Genomic DNA, 13,748 nt, shown 5'->3' on the forward strand with positions numbered 1-13,748 from the left:
GGTTCAGGAGACGCCCAGCTCCTTGGCGTTGGCCTTGAGGTCCTCGATGCCACCGCACATGAAGAACGCCTGCTCCGGGAAGTGGTCGTACTCGCCGTCGCAGATCGCGTTGAAGGCCGCGATCGACTCGTCCAGCGGGACGTCCGACCCGTCGACGCCGGTGAACTGCTTGGCGACGTGGGTGTTCTGGGACAGGAAGCGCTCCACGCGACGGGCACGGTGGACGACGAGCTTGTCCTCCTCGCCGAGCTCGTCGATACCGAGGATCGCGATGATGTCCTGGAGGTCCTTGTACTTCTGCAGGATCGTCTTGACGCGCATGGCGGCGTCGTAGTGGTCCTGCGCGATGTAGCGCGGGTCCAGGATGCGGGACGTGGAGTCCAGCGGGTCCACGGCCGGGTAGATGCCCTTCTCGGAGATCGGACGGGAGAGAACCGTCGTCGCGTCGAGGTGGGCGAAGGTGGTGGCCGGGGCCGGGTCGGTCAGGTCGTCCGCGGGGACGTAGATCGCCTGCATCGAGGTGATCGAGTGACCACGGGTCGAGGTGATGCGCTCCTGGAGGAGACCCATCTCGTCGGCCAGGTTCGGCTGGTAACCCACCGCGGAGGGCATGCGGCCGAGCAGCGTGGAGACCTCGGAACCGGCCTGGGTGAAGCGGAAGATGTTGTCGATGAAGAACAGCACGTCCTGCTTCTGGACGTCACGGAAGTACTCGGCCATGGTGAGGCCGGCCAGCGCGACGCGCAGACGGGTGCCCGGGGGCTCGTCCATCTGACCGAAGACCAGAGCGGTCTTGTCGATGACGCCCGAGTCCGACATCTCCTCGATGAGGTCGTTGCCCTCACGGGTGCGCTCACCGACACCGGCGAACACGGAGACACCGTCGTGGTTGTTGGCGACGCGGTAGATCATCTCCTGGATGAGCACCGTCTTGCCGACGCCGGCACCACCGAACAGACCGATCTTTCCACCCTTGACGTACGGGGTGAGAAGGTCGATGACCTTGACGCCGGTCTCGAACATCTCGGTCTTCGACTCGAGCTCGTCGAAGTTCGGGGCCTTGCGGTGGATGGACCAGCGCTCGCCGTCGTAGGTCTCGTCGACGTTCAGCACCTCACCGAGGGTGTTGAACACCTTGCCCTTGGTGAAGTCGCCGACCGGGACGGTGATGCCCGTGCCGGTGTCGGTGACCGCGGCCTGGCGGACCAGACCGTCGGTGGGCTGCATGGAGATGGTGCGAACCAGGCCGTCACCCAGGTGCTGGGCGACCTCCAGGGTCAGGATCTTCTTCTCGCCCGCGTTCGCCGGGTCGGAGACCTCGACGTGAAGGGCGTTGTAGATCTCCGGCATCGCGTCGACGGGGAACTCCACGTCGACGACGGGGCCGATGACCCGGGAGACGCGGCCCGTAGCCGTGGCCGTCTCAACAGTGGTGGTCATTAGCGGTCACTCCCCGCGGTCGCGTCGGCCAGGGCGCTCGCGCCTCCGACGATCTCGCTGATTTCCTGGGTGATTTCGGCCTGGCGGGCCGCGTTGGCAAGCCGGGACAGCGTCTCGATGAGCTCTCCCGCGTTGTCGGTGGCCGACTTCATCGCGCGCCGCGTGGCGGCGTGCTTGGAGGCGGCCGACTGGAGCAGCGCGTTGTAGATCCGGCTCTCCACGTAGCGCGGCAGCAGGGCGTCGAGGACGTCCTCCGCCGACGGCTCGAAGTCGTACAGCGGAAGGATCTCGTCCTTCGTCGTCTGCTCCTGCTCGACCTCTTCGAGGCTGAGCGGGAGCAGACGGTCGTCGAGCGCCGTCTGCGTCATCATCGAGATGAACTCGGTGAAGACGATGTGGAGCTCGTCCACGCCGCCCTCCGCGGTCTCCTTCTCGATGGCCTCGATCAGGGGAGCCGCGACCTTCTTGGCGTCCGCGTACGTGGGCTCGTCGGTGAAGCCGGTCCACGACTCCGCGATGGTGCGCTCACGGAAGTTGTAGTGGGCGACACCGCGCCGGCCGACGATGTACGTGTCGACCTGCTTGCCCTCGCGCTCCAGGCGCTCGGTCAGCTGCTCCGCGGCCTTGATGGCGTTGGAGTTGAAGGCGCCGGCGAGACCACGGTCGCTCGTCAGGAGCAGCACCGCGGACCGGGTGACCGTCTCGGCCTGGGTGGTCAGCGGGTGCTTGGTGTTCGAACCGGTACCGACCGCCGTGACCGCGCGGGTCAGTTCCTGCGCGTACGGCGTGGAGGCCGCCACCTTGCGCTGCGCCTTGACGACGCGCGAGGCGGCGATCATCTCCATCGCCTTCGTGATCTTCTTGGTCGCGGTGACGGATCGGATGCGACGCTTGTAGACCCGGAGCTGGGCTCCCATGAGTCAGGTCCCTTCCTTACGTCACTTGGCGGCGGGCGAAGCGTCCTCGCCGAGCAGCTTGCCGTCCGAGGTCTCGAACTGCTTCTTGAACTCGGCAACGGCGTCGTCGATCGCCTGGATGGTGTCGTTCGACATCTTCGCGCCCTCCTTGATGGAGGTCATGAGGCCCTGCTCCTTGCGGTGCAGGTACTCGAGCAGCTCCTTCTCGAAGCGGCGGATGTCGGCGACGGGAACCTCGTCCATCTTGCCGTTGGTGCCGGCCCAGATGGAGACGACCTGGTCCTCGGTGGCCATCGGCTGGTACTGGGCCTGCTTCAGCAGCTCGACCATGCGCGAACCGCGCTCCAGCTGCGCCTTCGACGCGGCGTCCAGGTCGGAACCGAAGGCGGCGAACGCCTCCAGCTCACGGAACTGGGCGAGGTCCACGCGGAGACGACCCGACACCTGGCGCATCGCCTTGTGCTGCGCGGAACCACCGACTCGGGAGACGGAGATACCGACGTTCAGCGCGGGACGCTGACCGGCGTTGAACAGGTCCGACTCCAGGAAGCACTGGCCGTCGGTGATGGAGATGACGTTGGTCGGGATGAAGGCCGAGACGTCGTTGGCCTTGGTCTCGACGATCGGCAGACCGGTCATCGAGCCGGCGCCCATCTCGTCGGAGAGCTTCGCGCAGCGCTCCAGCAGACGGGAGTGCAGGTAGAAGACGTCACCCGGGTAGGCCTCACGGCCCGGCGGGCGGCGCAGCAGCAGGGACACGGCGCGGTAGGCGTCGGCCTGCTTCGACAGGTCGTCGAAGATGATCAGGACGTGCTTGCCCTCGTACATCCACTGCTGGCCGATGGCCGAGCCGGTGTACGGCGCCAGGTACTTGAAGCCGGCCGGGTCGGACGCCGGGGCGGCGACGATGGTCGTGTACTCCAGCGCGCCGGCCTCTTCGAGGGCGCCACGCACGGAGGCGATGGTCGAGCCCTTCTGACCGATGGCGACGTAGACGCAGCGGACCTGCTTCTTCGGGTCACCCGAGCGCCAGTTGTCGCGCTGGTTGATGATCGTGTCGACGGCCAGGGCGGTCTTGCCGGTCTGGCGGTCACCGATGATCAGCTGACGCTGGCCACGGCCGATCGGGGTCATCGCGTCGACGGCCTTGTAGCCGGTCTCCATCGGCTCGTGCACCGACTTACGGGCCATGACGCCCGGGGCCTGCAGCTCGAGGGCGCGTCGGCCGCTGGTCTCGATCTCGCCGAGGCCGTCGATCGGGTTGCCGAGCGGGTCGACCACGCGGCCGAGGTAGCCCTCGCCGACGGCCACGGAGAGCACCTCGCCGGTACGGGTGACCGGCTGACCCTCCTCGATGCCGCTGAACTCACCGAGGACGATGGCGCCGATCTCGCGCTCTTCCAGGTTGAGCGCGAGGCCGAGGGTGCCGTCCTCGAACTTCAGCAGTTCGTTGGCCATGGCCGAGGGAAGGCCCTCGACCTTCGCGATGCCGTCGCCGGCAAGGGTGACCGTACCGACCTCCTCGCGCGAGGCCGCGTCCGGCTTGTACGACTGGACGAAGTTCTCCAGCGCGTCCCGGATCTCCTCCGGCCGGATCGTGAGCTCCGCCATCTGGGTTCCCTGCTCTCCTTGTTGGGCCCGAAGTTTCACTTGGGGGGATGGGGGACTCCCCCCTGAACGAGGTGAATCCTCTGCACGGCCCAACTCGGGCCGTATTTCTACGTCTTGTTGAGTTGCTGCTAGCTCGCCATGCGGCGGGCGGCGTCGTCGATGCGGTCCGCGAGGGAGCCGTTGATGACCTCGTCGCCGACCTGCACCCGGATCCCGCCGAGGACCTCGGGGTCCACGTCGAGGTTGAGGTGCATCGTGCGGCCGTAGAGCTTCGCGAGGGCGGCGCCCAGGCGCTGCTTCTGCGGGTCGCTCAGCGGCACCGCCGAGGTGACGACGGCCACGACACGGTCCCGACGCTCGGCGGCGAGCTTGGACAGGGACTCGAGTCCCGCCTCCAGGCTACGTCCCCGCGGCGCGGTGACAAGGCGCGTCACCAGACGCTCGGTGGTCCGGGCGGCCCGGCCGCCGAGCAGGCTGCGCAGCAGCTCGGCCTTGGCCGAGGTGCTGGCCTTGCGGTTGGTCAGCGCGGCGCGCAGCTCGGTGTTCGAGGCGACGATCCGCCCGAAGCGGAACAGCTCGTCCTCCACGTCGTCGAGCGTGCCGGCCTGCTGCGCCGCCGTGAGGTCGGCGGTGCCCGCCAGCTCCTCCAGCGCGTCCACCAGGTCGCGCGACTGCGACCAGCGGGAGCGCACCAGTCCGGACACCAGGTCGAGGGTCTCCCCGCCGACCTGGCCGCCGAGCAGGCGCTGGGCCAGCTCGGCCTTGGCCTCACCGGCCTGCGCCGGGTCGGTCAGGACCCGACGCAGCGACACCTCGCGGTCGAGCAGCGCGGTGACGGCGGCCAGCTCGTCGGCGAGCTTCGCCGCGTCCACGGACGTGGAGTCCGTCAGCGCGTCGAGACGCTCGCGTGCGGCTGCCAGGGCCTCGCGGCTCGCTCCGTTCATCGCGTGGCCTCGGCCTTCTCCTCGAGCTCGTCGAGGAAGCGGTCGATGACGCGGCTCTGCCGGGCGTGGTCCTCGAGGGACTCGCCGACGAGCTTGCCGGCCAGCTCGGTGGCGAGCTTGCCGACGTCCTGACGCAGCGCGGACGCGGCGGCCTTGCGGTCGGCCTCGATCTGCGCGTGACCGGCGGCGACGATCTCCTCACGCTGCCGCTGGCCCTCGGCGCGCATCTCGGCGATGAGCGTCGCGCCCTGCTCCTGCGCCTCCTGGCGCAGACGCGCGGCCTCGTGGCGGGCCTCGGCGAGCTGGGCCTTGTACTGCTCGAGGACGCTCTGGGCCTCGGTCTGCGCGGCCTCGGCCTTCTCGATACCGCCCTCGATGGCCTCGCGACGCTCTTCCAGAACCTTGTTGATGTTCGGGAGGAGCTTCTTGGCGAGGAAGCCGAAGACGATGACGAAGGCGATCAGGCCGATGACAAGCTCGGGCCACGGCGGAATGAGAGGGTTCTCCTTCTCAGCCGCCAGAACCAGGAGGTTCACATCAGTGCCTTTCGTCGAATACGGCTGGTCTTGGGGTTCGTCTTAGTAGACGAACGGCATGACCAGACCGATGAGGGCGAGCGCCTCACAGAAGGCGAAGCCCAGGATCTGGTTCGCACGGATCAGACCGGCGGCCTCGGGCTGGCGGGCGAGGGCCTGGGTGCCGTTACCGAAGATGATGCCGACGCCGACGCCGGGGCCAATGGCGGCCAGGCCGTAACCGACGGAGCTGAGGGAACCTTCGACGGCAGCAAGGGTCTGGGACATGCCAGTTCTTCCTTCTCTGTACGGACCGGTGGGGGTTGGCCACCGGACGACTATGGGGGCGGTACGGGACGGCTCAGTGGTGTTCGGCGAGCGCGCCCTGAATGTAGGAGCAGGTCAGCAGGACGAAGACGTACGCCTGGACAGCCTGGATGAAGAGCTCGAAGGCGGTCATGACGATCGTCATCGCGAACGAGACACCGGCGTAGGCGATGCCGATGCCGTTCAGCATGTACCAGCTGGCGACCGTGAAGAGCACCAGCAGCGTGTGACCGGCGAACATGTTCGCGAAGAGTCGTACGGCGTGGGTGAACGGGCGGACGATCAGGTTCGAGAAGAACTCGATGGTCATGGCCAGCGGGAGCACCGCGCCGAGCGACTTGTCGTAGCCGGTGATGTTCTTCCAGGCCCCGACGAAACCGTGCCGCTTGAAGGTGAGCGAGACCCACAGGATGTAGACGATCAGGGCCAGGACCGCCGGATAGGCGATGATCGACGTCACCGGGAACTGGGCGACCGGGATGACAGACCAGAGGTTCATCATCCACACGAAGAAGAAGAGCGAGACGACGAGCGGGACGTACTTCTCGCCCTCCTTCTTGCCGATCGTCTCGTAGACGATGCCGCGGCGTACGAAGTCGTAGCCGGCCTCGGCGACCATCTGGAGCTTGCCGGGGACGACGCTCGGCCTGCGGAACGCGGTCCAGAAGAAGCCGACCACGATGATGGAACCGAGCAGAGCGAGGAGCATCGGCTTGTTGAAGTAGAAGCCGTTGCCGTCCGCGTCACCCATGAGCGGTTCGAACAGGAACGAGTGCAGGCCCGGCGACACTTTGTCGAAGCCACACCCGTCGAAGAGGTGGCAGTTCGTGTCGAAGGCGAGCACCTGCGTCGGGTCAGCACTCACCGCGGGCTCCTTCATCGTGGCGCATAGGTACGGCAACCTCGTTGTGTCGGCGCGGCGCACTGCCGCAGTTCGGCACGGGACTGGTGTTACGGATGTGGGGGCGGCTGAGGGGCATCTCGCCTCGCGCTTGAGCAGGCGTCAGCTCGGATGCCCGCGCCCGCGATGCCGCAGTTGGCACCGGACGATAGCAGGACTTCACGTGCGCCTTTATCCCGGCCCTACCTCTCACGACGAGTGCCCCGTCTTTTCGGGCCTGCCGCCGGTCGAGGAGGCGCCCGAATCGGGTTCGACGTAGAGGATCTTGGACTTCATGTGGGCACGCGTCTGCGCGGCGATCCAGGCGAGGGTGCCGGCGACGAGCGTGAGGGCGAAGACCCGGGGGTTGAACAGTGTCGTGTTCTTGAACGCGGCCAGGAAGACGAACAGCAGCAGGATCTGCGCCGCGTAGAGCATGAGGCCCATCGCCTGGAAGAGATGCGGAAGCGATTTGGCAGTGCGCTGCAGGACGTACAGACCGATCCCCATGAAGAGGATCACCACGAGCGTCGCGACGACCGCCCCGACCGCACCCTCGCCACCGGCCACGATCGCGCCGATGACGGCGGCGACAGCGCCGACGGCAGCTGTGGGCACAGCGGCCTGGGCCAGGATCCGGGCGTCATTTGACGGCATGGCGGCAACTCCGCTTTCACAGGGGGCAGGGGTGTCGTCATGGACGAGCGTAGTCCCCGGGGCGGAGTGCTGGAGAACTCGCGCCAATGGACCGTCGCACTGCGGTCCTTCGGCTCTGTCCGGGGTTCTCGTGAACGGTATCACAAACTATTTGATGAGGTCTTTACCTCGATTGTGTGCTCGCCGTCACACATGAGAGTGACAGTGCACGTCTGTGCAGAACCGGCGCCCTTTTGTCTGCTATAGGGGCGCTTTGCACCCCCATAGCTCCCCCACGACTTGGCAATGCTCTAGTCAGATTCTTACCTTGGGAGCCGCGAACGAGGGCCCACAGCAGTCGCTCCGTTGACTCCCGACACTCCCGCCACAACAGGCGTGCGCTCGTCCTCGACCGCGGCGGCCCGCTGCGCGGCGGGCACGGGCTCCGTCGCCGCGGCGGCCGAACCGCGGCGGCGGTAGCGCGGCGGCACGAGGTGCTCAGCCCAGCGCGGCGCACGCGGCGTGAAGCGCGGCAGCAGGAGCAGCGCCAGCCCCATCGCGCACAGGAAGACGATGCCCAGGACGATCCACATGGACGCCGAGTTGACGGAGTAGGAGAGCGCGCCGAACGCGATCAGCGCCGACCAGAAGTACATGATCAGCACCGCGCGGCTGTGCGAGTGGCCGATCTCCAGGAGCCGGTGGTGCAGGTGCCCGCGGTCCGCGGCGAACGGCGACTGGCCGCGCCAGGTGCGGCGCACGATCGCCAGGATGAGGTCGGCGGCCGGGATCGCGATGATCGTCAGCGGCATCAGCAGCGGGATGTAGACGGGCACCATCTGGTGCACCGCGTTGCGCTCGGACCCGGAGAACAGCTTCATCACGTCCGGGTCGACCTGCCCCGTGACCGAGATCGCGCCCGCCGCCAGCACCAGCCCGATGAGCATCGAGCCGGAGTCACCCATGAAGATCCGCGCCGGATGCATGTTGTGCGGCAGGAAGCCCAGGCACATGCCCATCAGGATCGCCGCGAAGAGCGTGGCCGGGGCGGCGGCCTCGATACCGTACGAGTACCAGATGCGGTAGGCGTACATGAAGAACGCGGTCGCCGCGATGCACACCATGCCGGCGGCGAGACCGTCGAGGCCGTCCACGAAGTTGACCGCGTTGATGGTGATGACGACCAGGGCCACCGTGAGCAGGGTGCCCTGCCACTGGGTCAGCGCGACCGTGCCGACCTTCGGGATGGGCAGCCACAGAATCGTCAGACCCTGCATGACCATCACACCCGCGGCGATCATCTGGCCGCCCAGCTTGATCAGCGCGTCGATCTCGAACTTGTCGTCCAGGACACCGATCAGCCAGATCAGCGCCGCCCCGGACAGCAGAGCGCGCGGCTCGTTCGACTTCTCGAAGACCTCGTTGAGGTTGGTGAGGTGGTCCGCGACCAGCAGGCCGGCGCACAAGCCGAAGAACATCGCGATCCCGCCGAGCCGCGGAGTGGGTTCCCGGTGCACGTCACGTGCCCGGATCTGCGGCATCGCTCCGGCCACGATCGCGAACTTCCGTACCGGCCCTGTCAGCAGATACGTCACCGCGGCCGTGACGCAGAGCGTCAGCAGGTATTCACGCACGGGCTTCCCCACAGGTCTCGCTGGCCATCTCAGCCCCACACCCTAGCGACGGCTGCATATGGTTGGGGACTTCCGGGTATCGACGATGGTTGCACGTGTGGCTGTGTACGGATGCGCGCCTACCCAGGTTCAGCCGGGATACGGCGGAAATCCCCCGGCGAGATCCCTCACTTCTTCACGTGCCCTCTTGGCCTCGACGTCCTCCCGCAGCACCCCGGCCACCAGCGCCGCGACGCGCTCCATCTCCCTCTCCCCCATGCCCTGCGTGGTCACCGCCGCCGTGCCCAGGCGCAGGCCGCGGGCGGCGTCGTGGGGCAGCGCACAGCAGTCCAGCACGATCCCGGCGGCGGCCAGCCGCCCGCGCGCGGCACGTCCGTCGACGCCGAGGGGCGCCGGGTCGGCGACGATGAGGTGGGTGTCGGTGCCGCCGCTGATGACGACCAGCCCCTGGGCCGCGAGACCGGCCGCGAGAACCCTCGCATTGGCGACCACCTGATGGGCGTACGCCGCGAACGCGGGTGTTGCCGCCTCCCCGAAGGCGACGGCCTTCGCGGCGATCGTGTGCATCTGCGCGCCGCCCTGGGTGAAGGGGAACACGGCCCGGTCCACGCGCTCGGCGAGTTCCGAACCGCACAGCAGCATGCCGCCGCGTGGCCCGCGCAGCACCTTGTGCGTGGTGGCGCACACGATGTCGGCGTACGGCACCGGACTGGGCGCCGCTCCCCCGGCGACGAGCCCGATCGGGTGCGCCGCGTCGGCGATCAGATGGGCGCCGACCTCGTCGGCGATCTCCCGGAAGAGGGCGTAGTCGATGTGGCGGGGGTAGGCGATCGACCCGCAGACGATCGCCTTGGGCCGGTGGTTGTGGGCCAGCGTCCGCACCTGCTCGTAGTCGATGAGCCCGCTCTCCGCGTCGACCCCGTACCCGACGAAGTCGAACCAGCGGCCGGAGAAGTTCGCGGGCGAGCCGTGCGTGAGGTGACCGCCGTAGGGCAGCCCGAGCGCGAGGACGGTGTCCCCGGGGCGCAGCAGGGCGGCGTACGCGGCGAGGACGGCCGACGAGCCCGAGTGCGCCTGCACGTTGGCGTGCTCGGCCCCGAACAGTGCCTTCGCCCGCGCCACGGCGATGCTCTCGGCGACGTCGACGATCTCGCAGCCACCGTGGTACCGGGACCCCGGATACCCCTCCGCGTACTTGTTCGCGAGCGACGAGCCCAGGGCCGCCAGCACGGCCGGCGAGGAGAAGTTCTCGGCCGCGATCAACTGCAGCGTCGTGGACTGCCGCTCACGCTCCCCGAGCAGGATGTCCGCGAGCTCGGGGTCCTGTCGGCGCAGGATGTCCGCCTCGATGGCAGGGGTGACCGTCATGGTGTGCTCCGTGCGTCGACGGTGACGTACGACCAATGTAGGCCGCCACCGCAAGCCCCGCCCGCTGTTGCCGGCGCTCGCCTACGCCCGGGCCCGCACCCCGGTCAACGCCGTCACCACCGGATCCAGCGCCTGATGTATCTCGTCCCCTACCGACCGGAAAAACGGCAGTGGCGCCCCATACGGGTCATACACCTCGTCCGCCTCGGCGGTGGGCGCCAACAACCACCCCCGCAACGCCGCAGCGGCCCGCACCAGCGCCCGCGCCCGCGCGACCACTCCGTCCTCCAACGGAGGCAACGTCGCCGGGTCTATCGCCCTCACCAGCCGCGTGAACTCCTTCAGCGTGAACGTCCGCAACCCCGCCGAATGCCCCATCGAGATCACCTGCGCCCGATGGTCACGCGTAGCCGTCAGCACCAGGTCCGCCATGATGACGTGCTCGTCGAGCAACTCGCGCCCGACGAACCCTGACGCGTCCGCGCCGAAGTCGGCGAGCACGGTCTCCGCGTTCGCCTCCATCGGCGCGCCCTCGTGGCCCCAGGTGCCCGCGCTCTCCACGATCAGCCCACCGCCGAGCACCCCGAGCCGCTGCGACACGAAATGCCGGGTCAGCCGCTCGGTGATCGGCGAGCGGCACACGTTGCCGGTGCTGACATGGAGGATGCGGAAGCTGTCGCGCGGAAACCCGAAAGTCGTCGTTTCCTCCGCCGTGCGTTCCCCGCTGCCTATGCCACGCCCCGTGTCAGGGGCTGTCAATTCGCCACCTCGAGGTCGGGTACGACCTTCCGCAGCTCGTCCGCGGAGATCGCGCCCTCACGCAGCAGCAACGGCACCTCACCACTGACGTCGACGATCGACGACGGCACGTTCCCGGGCGTCGGACCGCCGTCCAGGTACACGGAGACCGAGTCACCGAGCATCTCCTGCGCCGCGTCACAGTTCTCCGGCGCGGGATGCCCCGTGAGGTTCGCGGAGGAGACCGCCATCGGCCCGACCTCCGTCAGCAGCTCGATGGCGACCGGGTGCAGCGGCATGCGCACGGCAACCGTGCCCCGGGTGTCCCCCAGGTCCCACTGCAGGGACGGCTGGTGCTTGGCGACGAGCGTCAGCGCGCCCGGCCAGAACGCGTCGACCAGCTCCCAGGCCAGCTCGGAGAAGTCGGTGACGAGACCATGGAGCGTGTTCGGGGAGCCGATCAGCACAGGGGTGGGCATGTTGCGGCCCCGGCCCTTGGCGTCGAGGAGGTCGCCCACGGCCTCCTTGGTGAACGCGTCGGCGCCGATGCCGTACACCGTGTCGGTGGGGAGGACCACCAGTTCGCCACGGCGGACCGCGGACGCGGCTTCACGCAGACCGGTCACGCGGTCGGTCGCGTCGTTGGTGTCGTATCGCCGTGCCATTTAGCGGGCCTCCTCGTACACGTACTGCTGCGGGTGCTGCGGGTCGAAAGTCGGGGTCGCGTTCACGGCATCGCCCTGCGGGCCGTCGCGAAGCGCGGGCGGTTGTTGAGGTCGGGGTGATCGGCCGCGTCGGCCCAGCCCCGCTCCTCGGTGAAGATCCACGGAACCTGTCCGCCCTGGGTGTCCGCGTGCTCGATCACGACGACACCGCCGGGGCGCAGCAGCCGGTGCGCGGTGCGCTCCAGGCCGCGGATGAGGGCGAGGCCGTCCTCGCCGGAGAACAGGGCCATGTCGGGGTCGTAGTCCCGGGCCTCGGGGGCGACGTACTCCCATTCGGTGAGGGGGATGTACGGCGGGTTGGAGATGACCAGGTCGACCTGTCCGTCGAGGTCGTGGAAGGCGTCCCGGGCGTCGCCCTGGCGCAGGTCGACCCTGGACCCCTCCATGTTCTTGCGGGTCCAGCGCAGCGCGTCCTCGGACAGCTCCACGGCGTGCACCCGGGAGCGCGGGACCTCCTGGGCGAGCGCGAGCGCGATGGCGCCGGAGCCGGTGCACAGGTCCACGATCAGGGGCTCGACGACGTCCATCGCGCGGACGGCGTCTATGGCCCACCCGACGACCGACTCGGTCTCGGGACGTGGGACGAACACACCGGGCCCGACCTGGAGTTCCAGGTACCGGAAGAAGGCCCGCCCGGTGATGTGCTGCAGCGGCTCCCGCTGCTCACGGCGCGCGACGACCTCCCAGTAGCGGGCGTCGAAGTCGGAGTCCTTCACGGAGTGCAACTCGCCCCGCTTCACGCCGTGCACGAACGCGGCGAGCTCCTCCGCGTCGTTGCGCGGCGAGGGCACGCCGGCGTCGGCCAGCCGCTGGGTGGCCTGGGCCACCTCTGCGAGCAGCAGGCCTCGGGGGTTTGGGGGGCGTCCCCCAAATGATGGCTGCACGCAAGTCCTCCGTGTCGTACTCGTACGTACGCGTCTTACGCGTCTTACGCGGCCGCCAGCTTCGCCGCCGAGTCCGCGTCGACGCAGGCCTGGATGACCGCGTCGAGTTCGCCGTCCAGGACCTGGTCAAGGTTGTACGCCTTGAAACCGACGCGGTGGTCCGAGAGGCGGTTCTCCGGGAAGTTGTACGTGCGGATCTTCTCGGAGCGGTCGACGGTGCGGACCTGGCTGCGGCGGGCGTCGGCGGCTTCCCGCTCCGCTTCCTCCTGCGCGGCGGCGAGCAGCCTGGAGCGCAGGATACGCATCGCCTGCTCCTTGTTCTGCAGCTGGCTCTTCTCGTTCTGACAGGAGGCGACGACTCCGGTCGGGATGTGCGTGATGCGCACGGCGGAGTCGGTGGTGTTGACGGACTGCCCGCCGGGTCCGGAGGAGCGGTAGACGTCGATGCGCAGGTCGTTCGCGTTGATCTCGACGTCGACCTCCTCGGCCTCGGGGGTGACCAGCACGCCGGCGGCGGAGGTGTGGATCCGGCCCTGGGACTCGGTCGCGGGCACCCGCTGCACGCGGTGCACACCGCCCTCGTACTTCAGCCGCGCCCAGACGCCCTGTCCGGGCTCGGTGGCGCCCTGGCCGCCCTTGGTCTTCACCGCGACCTGGACGTCCTTGTAGCCGCCCAGCTCGGACTCGGTGGCGTCGATGATCTCGGTCTTCCAGCCGACGCGCTCGGCGTAGCGCAGGTACATCCGCAGCAGGTCGCCGGCGAACAGGGCGGACTCGTCGCCGCCCGCGCCCGCCTTGATCTCGAGGATGACGTCCTTGTCGTCGTTGGGGTCGCGGGGCACGAGCAGCAGACGCAGCTTCTCCGTCAGCTCCTCGCGGTGCTTCTCCAGCTCCTTGACCTCGGCGGCGAACTCAGGGTCGTCGGCGCCGAGTTCGCGCGCGGTTTCGATGTCGTCGCCGGTCTGCTTCCAGGAGCGGTACGTGGCGACGATCGGGGTGAGCTCGGCGTAGCGCTTGTTCAGCTTGCGCGCGTTGGCCTGGTCGGCGTGTACCGACGGGTCGGCGAGCTTCTTCTCCAGGTCGGCGTGCTCGGCGACGAGTTCCTCGACGGCCTCGAACATCTTTCGGC

14 protein-coding genes are annotated in these 13,748 nt (G+C 68.5%); all 14 read right to left on the minus strand.

Annotation, left to right across the window (positions count from 1 at the left end):
* Positions 1–3: 3 nt before the first annotated feature.
* Positions 4–1,440, minus strand: coding sequence for a F0F1 ATP synthase subunit beta (gene atpD / locus AC067M_RS32080; protein ID WP_478700546.1), 1,437 nt, complete (start codon positions 1,438–1,440; stop codon positions 4–6).
* Complete coding sequence (locus AC067M_RS32085) at positions 1,440–2,357, minus strand: F0F1 ATP synthase subunit gamma (protein WP_478700547.1); 918 nt, start codon at positions 2,355–2,357, stop codon at positions 1,440–1,442. The genes atpD and AC067M_RS32085 overlap by 1 nt, the downstream gene beginning before the upstream one ends.
* Positions 2,358–2,378: 21 nt before the next feature.
* A complete protein-coding gene (atpA, locus tag AC067M_RS32090; protein ID WP_478700548.1) occupies positions 2,379–3,968 on the minus strand; it encodes a F0F1 ATP synthase subunit alpha in 1,590 nt (529 codons plus the stop codon).
* A 128-nt stretch (positions 3,969–4,096) separates the two neighbouring features.
* Positions 4,097–4,912: a F0F1 ATP synthase subunit delta gene (locus tag AC067M_RS32095; protein WP_478700549.1), complete on the minus strand. Its 816-nt coding sequence runs from the start codon at positions 4,910–4,912 to the stop codon at positions 4,097–4,099.
* Positions 4,909–5,448, minus strand: a complete 540-nt coding sequence (locus tag AC067M_RS32100; protein ID WP_478700550.1) for a F0F1 ATP synthase subunit B — start codon at positions 5,446–5,448, stop codon at positions 4,909–4,911. Before AC067M_RS32100 ends, AC067M_RS32095 begins: the two co-directional genes overlap by 4 nt.
* A 42-nt stretch (positions 5,449–5,490) precedes the next feature.
* Positions 5,491–5,715 (minus strand): ATP synthase F0 subunit C, encoded by a 225-nt coding sequence (gene atpE / locus AC067M_RS32105; protein ID WP_030545783.1) that lies wholly within the window; start codon positions 5,713–5,715, stop codon positions 5,491–5,493.
* 73 nt (positions 5,716–5,788) lie between these two features.
* A complete protein-coding gene (atpB, locus tag AC067M_RS32110) occupies positions 5,789–6,634 on the minus strand; it encodes a F0F1 ATP synthase subunit A (RefSeq protein ID WP_478700551.1) in 846 nt (281 codons plus the stop codon).
* 210 nt (positions 6,635–6,844) lie between these two features.
* Entirely contained in the window at positions 6,845–7,291 is a 447-nt protein-coding gene (locus AC067M_RS32115; protein ID WP_478700552.1) for a hypothetical protein, read from the minus strand.
* Positions 7,292–7,593: 302 nt separating this feature from the next.
* Entirely contained in the window at positions 7,594–8,904 is a 1,311-nt protein-coding gene (locus tag AC067M_RS32120; RefSeq protein ID WP_478700553.1) for an MraY family glycosyltransferase, read from the minus strand.
* Positions 8,905–9,033: 129 nt separating this feature from the next.
* Positions 9,034–10,272, minus strand: a complete 1,239-nt coding sequence (locus AC067M_RS32125) for a serine hydroxymethyltransferase (protein WP_478700554.1) — start codon at positions 10,270–10,272, stop codon at positions 9,034–9,036.
* 81 nt (positions 10,273–10,353) lie between these two features.
* Positions 10,354–11,031, minus strand: a complete 678-nt coding sequence (locus tag AC067M_RS32130) for an arsenate reductase/protein-tyrosine-phosphatase family protein (protein WP_478700555.1) — start codon at positions 11,029–11,031, stop codon at positions 10,354–10,356.
* Complete coding sequence (locus AC067M_RS32135) at positions 11,028–11,675, minus strand: L-threonylcarbamoyladenylate synthase (protein ID WP_478700556.1); 648 nt, start codon at positions 11,673–11,675, stop codon at positions 11,028–11,030. The genes AC067M_RS32130 and AC067M_RS32135 overlap by 4 nt, the downstream gene beginning before the upstream one ends.
* Before the next feature lie 62 nt (positions 11,676–11,737).
* The gene (gene prmC, locus AC067M_RS32140) at positions 11,738–12,577 is read right to left on the minus strand and encodes a peptide chain release factor N(5)-glutamine methyltransferase (protein ID WP_478700598.1); all 840 of its coding nucleotides are present in this window, start codon (positions 12,575–12,577) and stop codon (positions 11,738–11,740) included.
* 86 nt (positions 12,578–12,663) lie between these two features.
* Complete coding sequence (prfA, locus tag AC067M_RS32145; RefSeq protein WP_478700557.1) at positions 12,664–13,740, minus strand: peptide chain release factor 1; 1,077 nt, start codon at positions 13,738–13,740, stop codon at positions 12,664–12,666.
* Positions 13,741–13,748: the final 8 nt, after the last annotated feature.

It is taken from the genome of Streptomyces sp. NPDC043427, from assembly GCF_056436655.1.

What these genes read in the sequence shown, in the direction of transcription:
- atpD (WP_478700546.1), bottom strand. Translation starts at nt 1,440, where the DNA reads ATGACCACCACTGTTGAGACGGCCACGGCTACGGGCCGCGTCTCCCGG.
- AC067M_RS32085 (WP_478700547.1), bottom strand. Translation starts at nt 2,357, where the DNA reads ATGGGAGCCCAGCTCCGGGTCTACAAGCGTCGCATCCGATCCGTCACC.
- atpA (WP_478700548.1), bottom strand. Translation starts at nt 3,968, where the DNA reads ATGGCGGAGCTCACGATCCGGCCGGAGGAGATCCGGGACGCGCTGGAG.
- AC067M_RS32095 (WP_478700549.1), bottom strand. Translation starts at nt 4,912, where the DNA reads ATGAACGGAGCGAGCCGCGAGGCCCTGGCAGCCGCACGCGAGCGTCTC.
- atpE (WP_030545783.1), bottom strand. Translation starts at nt 5,715, where the DNA reads ATGTCCCAGACCCTTGCTGCCGTCGAAGGTTCCCTCAGCTCCGTCGGT.
- atpB (WP_478700551.1), bottom strand. Translation starts at nt 6,634, where the DNA reads ATGAAGGAGCCCGCGGTGAGTGCTGACCCGACGCAGGTGCTCGCCTTC.
- AC067M_RS32115 (WP_478700552.1), bottom strand. Translation starts at nt 7,291, where the DNA reads ATGCCGTCAAATGACGCCCGGATCCTGGCCCAGGCCGCTGTGCCCACA.
- AC067M_RS32125 (WP_478700554.1), bottom strand. Translation starts at nt 10,272, where the DNA reads ATGACGGTCACCCCTGCCATCGAGGCGGACATCCTGCGCCGACAGGAC.
- AC067M_RS32135 (WP_478700556.1), bottom strand. Translation starts at nt 11,675, where the DNA reads ATGGCACGGCGATACGACACCAACGACGCGACCGACCGCGTGACCGGT.
- prfA (WP_478700557.1), bottom strand. Translation starts at nt 13,740, where the DNA reads ATGTTCGAGGCCGTCGAGGAACTCGTCGCCGAGCACGCCGACCTGGAG.